This is a genomic window from Fictibacillus sp. KU28468, from assembly GCF_026153615.1.
Taxonomy (GTDB): domain Bacteria; phylum Bacillota; class Bacilli; order Bacillales; family Fictibacillaceae; genus Fictibacillus_C; species Fictibacillus_C marinisediminis.
Window position 1 is genome coordinate 1,539,927 of record NZ_CP110666.1, and the last position, 16,663, is coordinate 1,556,589.

15 protein-coding genes and 2 tRNA genes are annotated in these 16,663 nt (G+C 44.1%); all 17 read left to right on the forward strand.

All coding sequences use genetic code 11. The features are described 5' to 3' along the window. The 17 genes from sdhB (at position 1) to ilvN (ending at position 16,660) form a co-directional block, all read left to right on the forward strand. Positions 1 to 759 (forward strand): succinate dehydrogenase iron-sulfur subunit, encoded by a 759-nt coding sequence (gene sdhB / locus OKX00_RS07890; RefSeq protein WP_265410027.1) that lies wholly within the window; start codon positions 1 to 3, stop codon positions 757 to 759. Between the two features lie 260 nt (positions 760 to 1,019). Next, positions 1,020 to 1,244 carry a helix-turn-helix domain-containing protein gene (locus tag OKX00_RS07895; RefSeq protein ID WP_007202417.1) on the forward strand — a complete coding sequence of 75 codons (225 nt, stop codon included), beginning with the start codon at positions 1,020 to 1,022 and terminating at the stop codon, positions 1,242 to 1,244. Between the two features lie 195 nt (positions 1,245 to 1,439). After that, on the forward strand, positions 1,440 to 2,273 hold the full coding sequence (gene glcT / locus OKX00_RS07900; protein ID WP_265410028.1) for a glucose PTS transporter transcription antiterminator GlcT: 834 nt from the start codon (positions 1,440 to 1,442) through the stop codon (positions 2,271 to 2,273). Positions 2,274 to 2,516: 243 nt separating this feature from the next. After that, complete coding sequence (gene ptsG / locus OKX00_RS07905) at positions 2,517 to 4,505, forward strand: glucose-specific PTS transporter subunit IIBC (RefSeq protein WP_322114371.1); 1,989 nt, start codon at positions 2,517 to 2,519, stop codon at positions 4,503 to 4,505. Positions 4,506 to 4,528: 23 nt separating this feature from the next. Then, positions 4,529 to 4,795 carry a phosphocarrier protein HPr gene (locus tag OKX00_RS07910; RefSeq protein ID WP_062234000.1) on the forward strand — a complete coding sequence of 89 codons (267 nt, stop codon included), beginning with the start codon at positions 4,529 to 4,531 and terminating at the stop codon, positions 4,793 to 4,795. Continuing rightward, the gene (gene ptsP / locus OKX00_RS07915) at positions 4,795 to 6,507 is read left to right on the forward strand and encodes a phosphoenolpyruvate--protein phosphotransferase (RefSeq protein ID WP_265410030.1); all 1,713 of its coding nucleotides are present in this window, start codon (positions 4,795 to 4,797) and stop codon (positions 6,505 to 6,507) included. Before OKX00_RS07910 ends, ptsP begins: the two co-directional genes overlap by 1 nt. Positions 6,508 to 6,694: 187 nt before the next feature. Then, positions 6,695 to 7,501, forward strand: a complete 807-nt coding sequence (gene racE, locus OKX00_RS07920; protein ID WP_265410031.1) for a glutamate racemase — start codon at positions 6,695 to 6,697, stop codon at positions 7,499 to 7,501. Between the two features lie 173 nt (positions 7,502 to 7,674). After that, positions 7,675 to 8,724, forward strand: coding sequence for a GerMN domain-containing protein (locus OKX00_RS07925; RefSeq protein ID WP_265410032.1), 1,050 nt, complete (start codon positions 7,675 to 7,677; stop codon positions 8,722 to 8,724). Positions 8,725 to 8,845: 121 nt separating this feature from the next. Continuing rightward, positions 8,846 to 9,583 (forward strand): ribonuclease PH, encoded by a 738-nt coding sequence (gene rph / locus OKX00_RS07930; protein ID WP_265410033.1) that lies wholly within the window; start codon positions 8,846 to 8,848, stop codon positions 9,581 to 9,583. 14 nt (positions 9,584 to 9,597) lie between these two features. Next, a complete protein-coding gene (locus OKX00_RS07935; protein WP_265410497.1) occupies positions 9,598 to 10,191 on the forward strand; it encodes an XTP/dITP diphosphatase in 594 nt (197 codons plus the stop codon). Between the two features lie 14 nt (positions 10,192 to 10,205). Further along, the gene (locus OKX00_RS07940; RefSeq protein WP_265410034.1) at positions 10,206 to 10,721 is read left to right on the forward strand and encodes a metallophosphoesterase family protein; all 516 of its coding nucleotides are present in this window, start codon (positions 10,206 to 10,208) and stop codon (positions 10,719 to 10,721) included. A gap of 98 nt (positions 10,722 to 10,819) precedes the next feature. Then, a tRNA-Gly gene (locus OKX00_RS07945) sits at positions 10,820 to 10,893 on the forward strand. A 178-nt stretch (positions 10,894 to 11,071) separates the two neighbouring features. Continuing rightward, positions 11,072 to 11,148 (forward strand) — tRNA-Arg (locus OKX00_RS07950). A 329-nt stretch (positions 11,149 to 11,477) separates the two neighbouring features. Next, entirely contained in the window at positions 11,478 to 12,383 is a 906-nt protein-coding gene (ilvE, locus tag OKX00_RS07955; protein WP_062234014.1) for a branched-chain-amino-acid transaminase, read from the forward strand. A gap of 25 nt (positions 12,384 to 12,408) precedes the next feature. After that, a complete protein-coding gene (gene ilvD / locus OKX00_RS07960; RefSeq protein WP_265410035.1) occupies positions 12,409 to 14,076 on the forward strand; it encodes a dihydroxy-acid dehydratase in 1,668 nt (555 codons plus the stop codon). Between the two features lie 350 nt (positions 14,077 to 14,426). After that, positions 14,427 to 16,145 carry an acetolactate synthase large subunit gene (ilvB, locus tag OKX00_RS07965; RefSeq protein WP_265410036.1) on the forward strand — a complete coding sequence of 573 codons (1,719 nt, stop codon included), beginning with the start codon at positions 14,427 to 14,429 and terminating at the stop codon, positions 16,143 to 16,145. After that, positions 16,142 to 16,660, forward strand: a complete 519-nt coding sequence (gene ilvN / locus OKX00_RS07970; protein ID WP_053357650.1) for an acetolactate synthase small subunit — start codon at positions 16,142 to 16,144, stop codon at positions 16,658 to 16,660. Before ilvB ends, ilvN begins: the two co-directional genes overlap by 4 nt. The last annotated feature ends 3 nt before the right edge of the window (positions 16,661 to 16,663 follow it).

A 16,663-nucleotide genomic window follows, 5' to 3' on the forward strand; every position in this document is an offset into this window, starting at 1 on the left:
ATGAGCGCAAAAACAATTAAGTTTATCATCACTAGACAAAACAGTCCTGAATCCGCCCCATACCAAGAAGAATTCGAGCTTTCATACCGTCCGAACATGAACGTCATTTCCGCATTGATGGAGATCCGCCGTAATCCTGTGAACGCAAAAGGGGAAGCAACGACTCCGATCACATGGGAGATGAACTGCCTTGAGGAAGTATGCGGAGCCTGTTCTATGGTTATTAACGGGAAACCGCGTCAATCATGTACAGCTCTTGTTGATAAGCTTGAGCAGCCGATCCGCTTGGAACCAATGAGAACTTTCCCGGTAGTCCGTGACTTGGCTGTTGACAGAAGCCGCATGTTTGATGCTTTGAAAAGAGTTAAAGCTTGGATTCCGATTGACGGTACTTATGATTTAGGTCCAGGACCTCGTATGCCTGAAACCAAGCGTCAATGGGCATATGAACTTTCTAAATGTATGACATGCGGTGTTTGTCTTGAAGCATGTCCGAACGTTAACAGCAAATCTGATTTTATTGGCCCAGCGCCTTTATCTCAGGTTCGTCTCTTCAATGCGCATCCAACTGGAGCAATGAATAAAGAAGAGCGTTTAAATGCATTGATGACTGACGGCGGGCTAGCGTCTTGCGGTAACTCGCAAAACTGCGTACAATCATGCCCGAAAGGAATTCCTTTGACAACATCGATTGCTGCTCTAAACAGGGATACAACATTCCAAGCATTCAAGAACTTTTTCGGAAGCGACAGAGTTTAATAAAAATCAGGCCTCTTCAACTCAGAAGAGGCCTTTTTTTATTTCTCAGGCAAAAGCGGACAGGTTTTGGGGCATCCATCCAGCAATTGAATAAAAATGGGCTTCATTTTTTGAAAGAAGGGGACAAAAAACCATTACTTTTTCTTTGAACCAAGTCACTCCTAAAAACTTCTTAACATAGTATATGTTGACTAAATACTTCCAATTTGCAAATTGTGCATTGGCAGTTCTTTAAACCCTAGCAAGGAGGGGTGAAATCATTGAAAGAGAAACACTACCGACCGAAGCCTCTACTTACAAAACGAGAAAGAGAAGTTTTTGAACTATTGGTCCAAGACAAGACGACAAAAGAAATCGCAGAACAGCTTTTTATCAGCGAGAAGACCGTTCGTAACCATATTTCCAACACGATGCAAAAGCTTGGGGTAAAAGGGCGATCTCAAGCCGTCGTAGAATTACTGAGGCTTGGAGAACTAGAAATTTAGTCGGGAAACGGCTTTCCATGAAAGCCGTTTTCTTTTTTATATTCAAAGGTGCATTCAAATTCCATACCGTCTTTTGAGCTTCACACTTTAAGTCTTGACTTCATAAGTAGCTTTCTTAATTGATAAACATCCTTTTTTGGGCTATGATGTAGGCATTGCGAAATTTGGGCTTCTGCTTGAAAGGATTGAAAAAGGATGAATGGTCCCTTTCATATACAAAAAACACTCAATAATAATGCGGTTGTTGCATCAAATGCCTCCAGCCAGGAACTGATCATCATCGGAAAGGGAATTGGATTCGGCAAAGCGCGGGGCGATGTCATCACGGATGATGCCATCGATAAACTCTATATTTTAACCAACGAGAAAGAGCAGGAGCAGTACAAAACTCTTGTGCATTCTCTTGAAGAGTCCTTTATCGAGCTGCTGAATGATGTGATTACCCACATTGAAGCACGCATGCAAACTACGCTGAATGAACATATTCATGTCGCGCTTACAGACCATGTCGCTTTTGCTGTGAAGCGTCTGGAGCAAGGGATGGATATTCGAAATCCATTTTTGTCAGAAACCCAGACACTATACCCTAAGGAGTACACGGTCGCTGAAGAAGTGATTGAGGAAATCAATCAGTCACTCGGAATTCAACTTCCAGATGGTGAAATCGGTTTTGTTGCCCTGCACATCCATAGTGCCGTAACCAATAAAAGTCTAAGTGATATAAATGAACACTCCCGGATGATTAACAGGCTGTCTGCAATCATAGAAGAATCTCTTAACATAAAACTGGAACGTAAGAGCATCGATTACCTCAGGCTTGTCAGGCATCTGCGCCATACGATCGAACGGGTGGAGATGGGTGACCAGGTGGACAAACAAGAAAAATTAGCAAAGGTGTTGAAAGAAGAATATCCTTTGTGCTACAATCTTGCTTGGAAGTTAATTAAGGTTATGCAAAATACTTTAAATAAACCGATACCAGAGGCGGAAGCAGTGTATCTAACGATGCATTTGCAAAGGCTTACTTAATTTTATACATCGTGCTTTTGCTTTACGTGTTACTGATTCGATCAGGCATGAGTGAAGAAAAAAGTGTAGTAAGGGCTTAATTCGGATATTCTATATCTGATTAGCTTTTGTATGCGCTTTTTTGTCACTCATGCCTTTTTTTGGTTTATTCAGCTTCCAGCACAAAGAAAAAACAAATTTAAGGAGGAAAGTCCCGTGTGGAAAAGTATTTTTGGAGTACTGCAGAGGGTAGGTAAAGCGTTGATGCTTCCTGTAGCCATCCTGCCTGCAGCTGGTTTGCTGCTCGCATTTGGTAACGCGTTCAAAAACCCTGCATTGCTCGATAAGTTACCTGCTTTAAAAGCAGGCTGGTTCCAGCTTGTAGCAAGCGTTATGGAAAACTCGGGGAATATTGTGTTTTCTAACCTGTCCTTGCTTTTTGCAGTCGGTGTTGCCGTCGGACTAGCTGGCGGAGAAGGTGTAGCAGGACTTGCTGCCATTATTGGATATCTAATTATGAATGTAACGATGGGTACGTTAAAAGGCATTACGCCTGATATGATCAAAGACAACCCGGAGTTTGCAAATGTGCTGGGTATACCCACCCTGCAAACAGGAGTTTTTGGCGGTATCATCGTTGGTATTCTTGCCTCCTATCTTTATAAACGGTTCTATAAGATTGAACTACCTTCATACTTAGGATTCTTTGCAGGTAAACGATTTGTTCCAATTATTACAGCGGTTTCATCATTGGTTCTTGGTATCATCATGATTGGTGTATGGCCATATGCTCAAAACGGATTAAACTCTTTCTCACACTTTATGCTAGACTCAAACCGAACATTGGCTGCTTTCGTTTTTGGAGTAATCGAACGTTCGTTAATTCCTTTTGGACTTCACCATATTTTCTACTCTCCATTCTGGTTTGAGTTTGGACAGTACACGGACAAAGCCGGAGACATCGTCCGAGGTGACCAAAAGATTTTCTTTGCACAGATTAAAGATGGTGCACCATTAACAGCAGGTACTTTCATGACAGGTAAATTCCCATTCATGATGTTTGGTCTGCCTGCGGCAGCACTTGCGATGTATCACGAAGCTCGTCCTGAGCACAAAAAAGTTGTAGCCGGTATCATGGGTTCTGCAGCATTAACTTCTTTCCTAACAGGAATTACAGAACCAATCGAGTTTACATTCTTGTTTGTTGCTCCAGTTCTATTCGGAATTCATGCAATCTTCGCCGGGTTGTCATTTATGACAATGCAGCTGTTAAATGTTAAAATCGGTATGACATTCTCTGGTGGAGTCATTGACTATCTTCTATTCGGAGTTCTGCCTAACCGTACTGCTTGGTGGCTGGTTATTCCAGTTGGTTTAGTTTTTGCAGTCATTTATTACTTTGGATTCCGATTCGTCATCCGTAAATGGGATCTTAAGACTCCAGGACGCGAAGTGGTGGACGATGAGGTTGAAACAAACGTCAGCGTGAGCAACGAAGGGTCTTTAGCTGCTAATATCCTTGAAGGACTAGGCGGAAAAGATAACATTAAAGATCTTGATGCATGTATTACACGTTTGCGTGTTGCTGTAAATGATGCGAAAAATGTCGATAAAGATCGCCTCAAAAAATTAGGTGCATCTGGAGTTCTTGAAATGGGGAACAACATCCAAGCCATCTTTGGGACACGTTCTGATACCATCAAGAGCGAGATCAAAGACATTATGGACGGTAAAGTGGTAGCGGCTAAAAAAGAGCCATTAACCCAAAAAACAGAAATGGAAGTTCCAGCTCCTGCGGTAGCTGAGCGTTTCGTTTCTCCGCTTGAAGGGAAAATCATCCCTATCACAGAAGTGCCTGACCAAGTCTTTTCAGGTAAAATGATGGGTGACGGCTTTGCAGTCGAACCTTCAAATGGAACGGTAGTATCACCGGTAAACGGAAAAATCATCAATGTATTCCCAACGAAGCATGCGATTGGAATTGAATCTGACGGCGGCCGTGAAATTTTGATCCATTTTGGAATCGATACGGTCAAACTTAAAGGTGAAGGCTTCGAATCGTTTGTAAATGAGGGTGACATCATAGAACAAGGACAAGAATTAATGAAAGTTAATCTTGAATTTGTTAAGGAAAACACTCCGTCAGTAATTACACCGATCGTGTTTACGAACCTTGCTGAAGGAGAAAGCATTCACCTTGAAAAAACAGGAACCGTGTCTAAAGGTGAAGAAGATATTATTACTATCAAATAAAAATAACGAAGGAGTTTTCAATCATGGCAGAAAAAACTTTTAAAGTAACAAGTGACTCGGGAATTCACGCACGTCCGGCAACTGTATTAGTAAACCAAGCAGGGCAATTCAGCTCTGACATTACACTTGGTTATAACGGGAAAAACGTAAACCTTAAATCCATCATGGGTGTAATGAGCCTTGGTATCCAAAGCGGTTCTGAAATCACAATCAAAGCTGAAGGTTCTGATGCTGATGAAGCGTTGGCTGCTATTGAAGATGTAATGAAAAAGGAAGGACTTGGTGAGTAATGTCTGAAAAGATTTCAGGTATTGCTGCATCAGCTGGCATTGCGATTGCCAAAGCATTTATTCTTGAAAACCCTGAATTAATCATTGAAAAAAAGCCGGTTGAAAATACCGGTCTTGAGGTTGAACGGTTTTCGGCTGCAGTAGAAAAGGCGAAAGGCGAACTTCAGGTTATTAAAGAAAATGCATTAAAAGAATTAGGAGAAGATAAGGCAGCGATTTTTGCTGCCCATCTTCTTGTCCTTGAGGACCCAGAGCTAATTGATGCAGTTAAAACCAAAATTCAGAATGAAAATGTCAACGCTGAGAGTGCGATGGATGAGATTTCAGGAATGTTTATCAGCATGTTTGAGCAGATGGATAATGAGTATATGAAAGAACGTGCGGCGGATATCCGTGATGTATCCAAGCGCGTCCTCGCTCATTTGCTGGGCGTTCAATTCTCTTCTCCGGCAAGCATCTCAGAGGAAGTAGTGATCATTGCCGAAGACTTGACGCCATCCGATACAGCACAGCTTAACCGCAAGTTTGTTCTTGGATTTGCGACGGATATTGGCGGCAGAACCTCTCATTCAGCCATCATGTCCCGTTCCATGGAAATCCCGGCAGTTGTTGGGACGAAAACAGTAACAGAAAAAATCTCCAGCGGAACCCTGCTTATTATTGATGGACTTGATGGTGAAGTCATCGTTGATCCATCCAATGAAGAGCTTGAACTCTATAAGAAGAAGCAAGAGGAATACAAAGCGCAAAAAGCTGAGTGGGCGAAACTCGTAAACGAACAAACGACAACGGCTGACGGACACCATGCTGAACTTGCTGCTAATATCGGTACACCACAGGATGTTAAAGGTGTTCTTGAAAACGGTGCAGAAGGCGTCGGTCTTTACCGTACCGAATTCTTGTACATGGGTCGCGACCAGTTACCGACGGAAGAAGAGCAGTTTAAGGCATATAAAGAAGTCCTTGAAAAAATGGAAGGAAAACCTGTCGTTATCCGTACGCTTGACATCGGTGGAGACAAAGAGCTTCCATACCTTGATCTTCCAAAGGAAATGAATCCGTTCCTTGGCTTTAGAGCGATTCGCCTTTGCCTGGAACAACAAGAGATCTTCAGAACACAGCTGAGAGCTTTGCTTCGTGCGAGTGCTTACGGAAACTTGAAAATCATGTTTCCGATGATTGCAACATTGGTTGAATTCCGATCGGCTAAGCAAGTTCTACTTGAAGAAAAAGAAAAACTTGTAAAAGAAGGAGTATCCGTTTCAGAGAACATCGAAATCGGAATCATGGTAGAGATCCCTTCCACAGCTGTCCTTTCTGACCGTTTTGCAAAAGAAGTCGATTTCTTTTCCATTGGTACGAACGACCTTATCCAGTACACGATGGCAGCAGACAGGATGAACGAAAGGGTTTCTTACCTTTACCAGCCATACAATCCAGCAATCCTTCGGTTGATCCAAATGGTGATTACTGCTGCCCATAAAGAAGGAAAATGGGTTGGAATGTGCGGTGAGATGGCCGGCGATCCGATTGCGATTCCTATTCTTCTGGGCCTTGGACTTGATGAATTCTCCATGAGTGCAACATCAGTCCTTCCTGCGAGAAGCCAGCTTTCCAAACTTTCCAAATCGCAAGCAGAAAAACATGTAGTCACCATCTTAAACATGGATACTGCTGAAGATGTTGTGAAGTTTGTTAACGAAAATTTCTAAAACAAAGTAAAGCTGATTTCCCTTTCACTGTCTTAGTGCAGCGAAAAGGAATCGGCTTTTCTTCTTTGGCTGGAGTTGACAAGAACATCGTTTTTATTTTATTCTTTGGTAGGATTTTTTTGGTTAGAGCGGTGTGAATTTCAGCATACAACATGAATATACACCGAAAGAAGGAAGAGGCGAACAAATGGATAAACCAATAGGCGTGATCGACTCAGGTGTAGGCGGTTTAACGGTAGCGAGGGAGATCATCCGCCAGCTGCCTAAGGAAGAAATTTATTATTTGGGTGATACTGCACGCTGTCCGTATGGACCCAGACCAATGGAGGAAGTAAGACAATACACATTGGAGATGATTGAGTTCCTTCTCAGCAAGGAGATAAAGATGCTTGTCATCGCATGCAACACAGCGACAGCAGCCATTTTGGATGAAGTGAAAAAAAGGCTCAGTATACCGGTAATAGGTGTCATACACCCTGGAGCGAGAACAGCCCTGAAAGTAACCAGGAATCAGCAGGTCGGAATCATCGGGACCGTCGGAACAATAAAAAGCGGTGCTTACGAGACTGCGTTAAAGGAGATCAAGGGCGATATTACTGTGCACAGTCTTGCCTGTCCGCCGTTTGTCCCACTCGTTGAGAACGGCGAACTGTCCGGAGAGGATACGTACAGAACGGTTCTTGAAGTTCTTCAGCCGTTAAAAGAAACCCCGATCGATACTCTTATTCTCGGATGTACACATTATCCGTTATTACGGCCTGTCATTCAAAAAGTAATGGGAGAAGAAATCAAGCTGATCTGCTCAGGTGCTGAAACAGCAAGAGAGGTTTCAGCCATTCTGGATCACAGCGGTCTTTTGTATACCGGCGACCGGGTTCCAGGGCATGAATTCTTTTCTACTTCAGATAACGGACATTTCCTTGAGATCGCGAATCATTGGATGGAAGAAAAAGTAGAGCATGTGCATTTTATTAAATTAGGACAAAACCGCTGAGTGGTTTTGTCTTTTTAGCTTTTGGGGGACAAAACCATTGAGTGGTTTTGTCTTTTTAGCTTTTGGGGGACAAAACCATTGAGTGGTTTTGTCCTATTTATTTTTCCATGGGTGGTCTAAAAGGCGGTACAGCCCGTATACATAGTAGTACAACCACTTGGGGAGGGAAAAGTATGTACAAAAAAATGAGGGCAGGAGCGCCGCTGCTTCTCCTATCAGTGTCAATGCTGATGGCGGGGTGTGGACTGGGGGGAGAAAAAGCAGGAAATGAGCTAGATCCCCCGAAAGTGAACTACGTGAAGGAAGGCAAGTCTCTTGATAAAGAAACAACTGCCAAAGCCACTAAAAACTCCGTGAAACGCCAGCTGTTTTTATTGGACAGCAATGGGCTGGTCGTGCCTCAAATGATGAACCTGCCAAAATCGGGCACGGCTGCAAAACAAGTATTAGAGTACTTAGTAAAAGACGGGCCGGTATCCAATATCCTGCCAAACGGATTCCAGGCTGTGCTGCCGCCTGATACGCAAGTACTGGACGTTGTCGTCGGTAAAGACGGTACGGCGACCGCGAATTTTTCCAAAGAATTCAAGGAATACCGAGGCCAGGATGAACAAAGGCTTTTACAGTCGATCACTTTCACGCTTACTCAATTTGATTCAATTAAAAATGTGAAAATTCAAATAGACGGCAAGAACCAAGACGTTATGCCTGTCAATCATACACCAATCAATGACGGAGTCAGCCGTGCTGACGGCATTAATATTGAAAATGGCGATGTAGTCGACATGACCGGCAGTGATACAGCTACGCTGTATTTTGTTGCGGAAAATGGTACTCAAGAATATTATGTTCCGGTTACACGCAGGGTAGCGAAAAATGACAGCGATAAAATAACTGCAGCTGTCCAAGAACTGATTCAAGGACCTGGAGAACAAAGCAGACTTTTAACCGGATTCAGAAATGATGTGAAATTACTCGATGCACCAGTTGTTAAAAACGGGGTAGCAACGCTGAATTTCAATAAAGCCATCTTGGATAATAAATCGGAAAATACGATTGACGATACTGTGTTGAAATCGATCGTATTATCCTTGACAGAATTAAATGATGTGAAAAAAGTAGCGATTCATGTTAACGGGAAAACAAAATTGAAGTCCGAAGACGGAAAGTCAATCACAGCTCCAGTTTCAAGACCTGCAATAGTAAACACCGGCGAATTTTAATCCATGAATAACTTGTGGTAGGATAAAAGAGACGGCTTAAGCCTTCTCTTTTTTTGTATGGCATAAAACGAAAAATAAGATTAGGCAATGAAAGTGAGCAAGATAACGCAGGAGGTTTATGATGAGGAATGACGGAAGGGCGAACAACGAACTAAGGCCTGTAAAGATGGATAAAGATTACATAAAACATCCGGAAGGAGCTGTCCTCATAGCAGTAGGTGACACAAAAGTGATTTGTACTGCAAGCATCGAAGAGAGAGTTCCTCCGTTTATGAGAGGGCAGGGCAAAGGCTGGATAACAGCTGAATATTCGATGCTTCCGCGAGCGACAGAACAGCGTACGATCCGTGAGTCTAGCAAGGGGAAAGTAACGGGCCGCACAATGGAGATCCAGCGTCTGATCGGAAGAGCGCTCCGTTCCGTTGTTGACCTTTCCAAAATCGGAGAACGGACAATCTGGGTGGATTGTGATGTCATTCAAGCTGACGGAGGGACGCGGACGGCTTCCATTACAGGAGCGTTTGTTGCGATGGTATTAGCGTTTGGTAAGCTTTTGGAGACCAAAGCGATCAAGCAAATGCCGGTAAGTGATTTTCTTGCTGCTACTTCTGCAGGTATTGACGAAAAAGAAGGAGCCCTGCTGGATTTGAATTATGCCGAAGATTCGACTGCTTCAGTAGACATGAATATTGTCATGACCGGCAGCGGAGAATTTGTCGAGCTTCAAGGAACAGGAGAGGAAGCGACTTTTTCTTATAAGCAGCTGCAGACACTGCTCGAATTAGGGAATAAAGGTGTCACTGAATTGATCGGCATTCAGAAGGAAGTGCTCGGTGATCTGGCGAAACTAATTAAGTAAGGCAGGTATTGATGATGAAAAAAGTACTGATTGCGACGAAGAACGAAGGTAAAGTAAAAGAATTTACATTTTTGTTCTCAGAGATGGGATTGGAAGTGACCTCTCTGCTGGATGTGGAGAACACTCCGGATGTTGAAGAAACAGGAACCACATTTGCTGAAAATGCAGCATTAAAAGCAGAAGAAATCTCAGAACTTTACAATATTCCTGTTATCGCGGATGATTCAGGACTTGTTATAGACGCTTTAGACGGCAGGCCGGGTGTTTTCTCGGCCCGATATGCGGGAATAGAAAAAGACGATAATAAAAATATGGACAAAGTGCTTGACGAGATGCGAAGCGTACCGCCTGAAGAGCGCAGTGCGAGATTTGTGTGCGCACTCGCCGTTGCAAGTCCAGGTAGGGAAACACTGATCGTTGAAGGGCATTGTGAAGGTGAGATCGGCTATAAAAAAACAGGAAGCAACGGCTTCGGCTATGATCCAATCTTTGTCGTCGGGCATACTTCGTCCACTATGGCAGAGCTCACAAAAGAAGAGAAAAACAAAATCAGCCATCGTGCAAATGCAATGGCGAAGCTTAAGGATCAGATGCATCTGCTGTTTTAGGAGGTTAGCCAACTGTGAAAGTTTTAATCGTCAGTGACAGCCACGGATATAAAAAGGAACTGGAAATAATCAAAGACCGTCACCGAGGTGAAGTAGAAGCAATGATTCATTGCGGAGATTCCGAGCTTACTGCTGATTCCCGCGAATTAAAGGATTTTATCACGGTGCAGGGCAATATGGATTATGCTGCGCCTGACCTTCCTACAGAAGCTATAGAGCTGATTGGGGACACTTGCTTTTATGTCACGCACGGCCACCTGTATAATGTGAAAATGTCACTCGTATCACTAACCTACCGAGGAGAAGAAACGGGAGCTAAGGTTATTTGTTACGGACACTCTCACACAGCGCACAGCTTTGAGAAGAACGGCCATATCTATATCAATCCAGGCAGCATCAGAATGCCAAGAGAACGTTTTGAAAAAACCTACGCGATCTGTGAGGTTGAAGGCAGTACGGTGAATATATATTTTTTGGACCTTGAAGGAAAAGAAGTAGAAGACCTTAGAAGTGAATTTCAGCTTTCTTAACAATGGGGAGATTTTTCTCCCCAAATCTGTTGACATACTGAATGGGATATAGTATATTTACTTATGTCGCTGATGTTAGTGACCTAATTTACCTACTTGCGGGTGTAGTTTAGTGGTAAAACAAGAGCCTTCCAAGCTCTGGTCGTGAGTTCGATTCTCATCACCCGCTCCATTTGCTATTTCTCACGTCGCAATGGAAACAAACAGGCAAGACTTTTTTATACTGGAAAAGTCAAAGAGAATTGATTGATCATAACGTTTTCCCCGAGGAAAACAAAACTGTGTGCCCGCAGCGCTCTGCAATCGCATGAAGTTGCATTGCTAAGCGGAAAGGGCTCTAAAATACATATGTCCCAGTAGCTCAGCCGGATAGAGCATACGCCTTCTAAGCGTACGGTCGGGAGTTCGAATCTCTCCTGGGACGCCATCTAACATACATACTATAGACACCTTTTTCAGTACATCAATTAAATGTACTGAAAAAGGTGTCTTTTTTTTGTCTTCTTTTGCTTAACTAAAGAGTGCTTGGACTATTTTTGTAAGCGCTTCAAAAATGTTTACAAATGACACGTTTCGTTTTCTTTTCTCTTTGGCACAAAGGATGTAAGCGGATACAAAAAAACTGAATTAACTGAAAATTAATTTTTTTCAAAAAAGGTGGTTGACCTAGAACAAAAAGGGGCGTAACATAATCAACAATTATCAGATTCTATTTAAATATTCGAACAATTTACGAAGGAGAAAAGGAGGATCACGATGTTAGAACAATGGGTTTATGTAGACGGTGAATTTGTCTTGAAAGAAGATGCCAAAATCTCTGTTTATGATCACGGATTTTTGTACGGAGATGGGGTGTTTGAAGGCATTCGAGTCTACAATGGAAATGTTTATCGGCTTGATGAACATCTACAGCGTCTGTTTGAATCAGCTCAATCCATCATGTTAACCATTCCGCACACAAAAGAGGAGCTGACAAAAATTATCGTCGAGACGCTCCAAAAAAACCAATATCGTGATGCCTACATCCGTTTAGTCATATCCCGTGGAAGAGGGAATCTTGGCCTGGACCCATTTACCTGCGAAAAACCGGGGGTTATCATCATTGCAGAACAGCTGGCTCTCTTCCCTAAAAAACTTTATGAGACTGGAATCGAAATTGTGACAGTTGCGAGCCGCAGGAACCGCGCAGATGTCTTGAGTCCAAAAGTAAAATCATTGAATTACTTAAACAACATTCTCGTCAAAATTGAAGCCAATCTGGCGGGTGTCAGCGAAGCGCTTATGCTGAACGACCAAGGTTATGTCGCCGAAGGTTCTGCAGATAACGTATTTATTGTTAAAGGAAATAGCATCAAAACACCGCCGGGTTACCTGGGGGCGCTTGAAGGAATTACGAGGAATGCTATCGTTGAGATCGCTGCAGAACTTGGCTACAACGTTAGCGAAGAGCCATTTACAAGACACGATGTGTACGTGGCTGATGAAGTGTTTCTTACAGGGACGGCTGCTGAAGTCATTGCTGTTATCAAAGTGGACGGCAGGGTAATCGGTGAAGGTGTTCCTGGAAAACACACGAACATTTTATTGCAAGCGTTCAGGCAAAGAGTTGTCGAAGAGGGAGTCAAAGTCTATCCGGCTTCCACTACCGTCCAAGCGGGCTAATTATACGTAACAGGAGTTGTGGTCTATGCGCAGTAACATGATAAAAAAAGGAATTGACCGGGCACCGCATCGCAGCTTGCTGCATGCTGCCGGTGTCAAAGAGGAAGACATGAACAAGCCATTTATCGGGGTCTGTAACTCGTATGTAGATATCATTCCGGGACATATGCACCTCAATAAAGTGGGCGAACAAGTTAAGCAAGCCATCCGTGAAGCAGGCGGTGTCCCGTTTGAGTTTAATACCATCGGCGTCGATGATGGGATTGCCATGGGGCACATCGGGATGCGTTATTCGCTTCCGAGCCGGGAAATTATTGCTGATTCAGCGGAAACAGTTATTAATGCTCACTGGTTTGACGGAGTCTTTTTTATTCCAAACTGTGACAAGATAACGCCGGGCATGCTGATGGCAGCAGTTAGAACGAATGTACCTGCCGTATTCGTTTCAGGCGGCCCGATGGAAGCTGGGAAATCATCCGCTGGAAAATCACTTTCGCTCGTTTCTGTATTCGAAGGAGTCGGATCACATCTTTCTGGTAAGATGTCGAGGGAAGAACTGCTGGAGCTTGAAACAAGCGCCTGTCCGACCTGCGGATCCTGTTCCGGAATGTTCACCGCAAACAGCATGAACTCCATTATGGAAATGCTCGGAATTACATTGCCGGGAAACGGGACACTCGTCGCCACTTCGAAAGAGCGGGATAAGCTCTATAAAGATGCTGCCTTCTGTTTGATGGATCTGGTCGAACGCGATATCCGGCCAAGAGACATTATTACAAAAGATGCCATAGATGATGCTTTTGCATTGGATATGGCCATGGGAGGATCAACAAACACCGTACTTCATATGCTGGCCATCGCACATGAGGCGGGGATCGAATACGATCTTAAACGAATTAATGAAGTAGCTGAGAGGGTTCCTTATTTATCAAAGATCAGTCCCGCATCCGACTACACGATGCAGGATGTCCATGATGCCGGTGGAGTCAGTGCCATCATGAAACAGCTCTGCCACATTGAAGGAGCAGTTCATAAAGACCGGATCACGATTACGGGGAAAACTCTCTATGAAAATATAAAAGATGCTTCCATTACAAACAGCGATGTAATCAGATATCCTGATAACGCCTACAGTCCTGTAGGAGGACTCTCCATTCTATATGGAAACCTTGCACCTGACGGCTGTGTGATCAAGGTGGGCGGTGTAGATCCATCGATCAAATATTTTGAAGGAGAAGCCATCGTCTTTGAATCACAGGATGAAGCGTTAGAAGGCATCAACAGCGGAAAAGTAAAAGAAGGCCACGTTGTGGTTATCCGGTATGAAGGCCCCAAAGGCGGACCTGGAATGCCTGAGATGCTTTCACCGACCTCCGCAATCGCTGGAATGGGACTAAGCACAAAGGTCGCTTTAATTACAGACGGAAGATTTTCAGGAGCATCCAGGGGAATTTCCATCGGTCATATTTCTCCTGAAGCAGCTGAAGGCGGTCCAATCGCATTCCTGGAGAACGGAGACCACATTTTCATTGATTTGACTCAAAGATCGATCAACATCATGCTGAGCAACGAAGAACTGGAAAGCAGAAAGACGGATTGGAGACAGCCTGAACCCAAAATTAAACAAGGCTATCTCGCCCGTTACTCCAAGCTGGTTACTTCAGCCAATACTGGCGGAGTTCTAAAAATATAAACTTTTAGTAAAAAAGTTAAATAATTCAAAATCGATGAAGGGGAAGAATGATAACAGAGTATTCACAGAGAGCCGGAAGCGCTGGGAACCGGTAATGCTCTTATCAGGACCTCACCCCTGAGTGTCTGTCCGAAAGCCATTGGCCAGTAGGGCAGGCCGAGTTAACCCGAAAGAGGAGTTAACTTGTTATCAAACCGGGCGAACATATTCGTCCATGAGGCGGCCAAGCAGAATAGCCGCGAAGAAGGGTGGTACCGTGAAAAGAAGCCTTTTCACCCCTTTGGCAGGATTACACTGTCATTTTGGGTGGGAAGGCTTTTTATTATGATTTTATAAGGGAGGAATCAGGAATGAAAGCCAGCTGGGTGGCTGATGAAGAGAAAAGCAAAGTTCAAATGATGTCAGGAGCAGACATGCTGATGGAGGCACTTGAAAAAGAAGGGGTAGACGTCTTGTTCGGCTATCCTGGAGGTGCTGTCCTTCCAATCTATGATGCCCTTTACAAGAAAAATATCAGACATATTTTAACCCGCCATGAGCAAGGAGCCATCCATGCAGCTCAAGGGTTTGCAAGGGTTACCGGAAAAGCAGGAGTTGTCATCGCCACCTCGGGGCCGGGGGCAACCAATCTCGTTACTGGAATTGCTGATGCCATGATTGATTCTCTCCCGCTTGTTATCTTCACCGGGCAGGTGGCAACAACTGTAATCGGTACGGATGCATTCCAGGAAGCTGATATTGTCGGTGTAACGATGCCCATCACCAAACATAACTACCAGGTAAGAAGAGTGGAAGACCTCCCCGGGATCGTCCAGGAAGCCTTTCATATCGCTCAGACAGGAAGGCCAGGTCCGGTTCTGGTAGACATTCCAAAAGATATTTCGACTGCTTTAGGGGCGTTTTCTACACCGAAAGAAGTCACACTGCCAGGTTACCAGCCAACAGTCATGCCGAACCTTCTCCAAGTAAAACGGCTGGCAGACGCCATTGCCACTGCAAAAAAACCTGTCATTCTTGCAGGTGCGGGTGTGCTGTTCGCTGGAGCAGAGAATGAAATCCTTACCTTGGCTGAACAGCATCGGATTCCGGTCGCCAATACATTGCTCGGGCTTGGCAGCTTCCCATCCGATCATCCCCTTTTCCTGGGAATGGCCGGTATGCATGGCACCTATGCCTCGAATATTGCTCTGCACGAATGTGATCTCCTGATTGGAATCGGAGCACGGTTCGATGACCGTTTGACAGGTGATCTAAATCACTTCGCCAAGAAAGCAGCCGTTGCCCATATTGACATTGATCCGGCTGAGATCGGCAAGAACGTGGAAACTCTGATTCCGATTGTCGGTTGTGCAAAGCATACCGTTTCAGCATTGCTTCGAGAAAGCACATCGTCAGGAGATACGACAGAATGGGTCTATCATTTATCTGAGCTGAAGAGCAGTTATCCGCTCTGGTATAAAAAAGACGGTGAAACGCTAAAACCCCAGAGATTGCTTGAAATCATTCATGAGGAAACAAAAGGGGAAGCGGTCATTACGACAGATGTGGGACAGCATCAGATGTGGACAGCGCAATATTATGGTTTTTCCAAACCAAACCGCTGGGTAACTTCAGGAGGATTAGGAACGATGGGATTCGGATTCCCGGCAGCAATCGGGGCGAAAATTGGAAATCCAGAACTTCCTGTTATTGCTGTAACAGGTGATGGCGGATTCCAAATGACATTACAAGAGCTATCTGTTCTTCAAGAATTGAAGCTGCCTGTCATCATTGTCATCGTTAATAACCAGTCACTTGGAATGGTTAGGCAGTGGCAGGAGATCTTTTACGAAGAACGTTATTCACAATCCCTGATTCCTGTTCAGCCTGACTTTGTAAAACTGGCAGCCGCATATGGCATTGACGCTGCGGTTGTTACTACAGAAGAGGATGCCAAAGTGAAGCTTGCAATGGCACTGGAGTCCAATTCTCCTTTCCTTCTCGACTGCAGGGTAACTTCGGATGAAAATGTCTATCCGATGATTGCTCCCGGGAAAGGGATTCATCAAATGATTGGGGTGAAACCATGAGGCGCATTATAACAGCTACCGTTTTAAACCAGAGCGGTGTGTTAAACCGGCTGACAGGACTCCTGACAAAAAGGCAGTTTAACATTGAGAGCATCACGGTAGGACATTCCGATGATCCGGGGATATCAAAAATTACGATTGTTGTGCAGGTCGAGGATGACAGAAAACTCGAACAGCTGCTTAAACAGCTGCATAAACAGATCGATGTGCTGAAAGTAAAAGATCTCACCGATATGGCACTTGTAGCCAGGGAATTGGCACTGATTAAAGTGATTACCACACCAGATACACGGAGTGAGATTAAAGTTATTATTGAGCCTTTCAGAGCAGCCATCATTGATGTAAGCCTTGAAAACGTCACGATTGAGGTGACGGGCGACAATGAAAAAGTAGAGGCATTGATCGAGCTGCTGCGGCCATACGGAATTAAGGAAATTTCCAGAACAGGGCTTACCGCAATGCCGCGCGGAACACAAAAAACAGTGTATAACCTGAATCAGTTTTCTATTATCTAAAAA

What these genes read in the sequence shown, in the direction of transcription:
- racE (WP_265410031.1), top strand. Translation starts at nt 6,695, where the DNA reads ATGGATAAACCAATAGGCGTGATCGACTCAGGTGTAGGCGGTTTAACG.
- ptsG (WP_322114371.1), top strand. Translation starts at nt 2,517, where the DNA reads ATGCTTCCTGTAGCCATCCTGCCTGCAGCTGGTTTGCTGCTCGCATTT.
- ptsP (WP_265410030.1), top strand. Translation starts at nt 4,795, where the DNA reads ATGTCTGAAAAGATTTCAGGTATTGCTGCATCAGCTGGCATTGCGATT.
- OKX00_RS07935 (WP_265410497.1), top strand. Translation starts at nt 9,598, where the DNA reads ATGAAAAAAGTACTGATTGCGACGAAGAACGAAGGTAAAGTAAAAGAA.
- ilvE (WP_062234014.1), top strand. Translation starts at nt 11,478, where the DNA reads ATGTTAGAACAATGGGTTTATGTAGACGGTGAATTTGTCTTGAAAGAA.
- ilvB (WP_265410036.1), top strand. Translation starts at nt 14,427, where the DNA reads ATGAAAGCCAGCTGGGTGGCTGATGAAGAGAAAAGCAAAGTTCAAATG.
- rph (WP_265410033.1), top strand. Translation starts at nt 8,846, where the DNA reads ATGAGGAATGACGGAAGGGCGAACAACGAACTAAGGCCTGTAAAGATG.
- ilvN (WP_053357650.1), top strand. Translation starts at nt 16,142, where the DNA reads ATGAGGCGCATTATAACAGCTACCGTTTTAAACCAGAGCGGTGTGTTA.
- sdhB (WP_265410027.1), top strand. Translation starts at nt 1, where the DNA reads ATGAGCGCAAAAACAATTAAGTTTATCATCACTAGACAAAACAGTCCT.
- OKX00_RS07910 (WP_062234000.1), top strand. Translation starts at nt 4,529, where the DNA reads ATGGCAGAAAAAACTTTTAAAGTAACAAGTGACTCGGGAATTCACGCA.
- glcT (WP_265410028.1), top strand. Translation starts at nt 1,440, where the DNA reads ATGAATGGTCCCTTTCATATACAAAAAACACTCAATAATAATGCGGTT.
- ilvD (WP_265410035.1), top strand. Translation starts at nt 12,409, where the DNA reads ATGCGCAGTAACATGATAAAAAAAGGAATTGACCGGGCACCGCATCGC.
- OKX00_RS07925 (WP_265410032.1), top strand. Translation starts at nt 7,675, where the DNA reads ATGTACAAAAAAATGAGGGCAGGAGCGCCGCTGCTTCTCCTATCAGTG.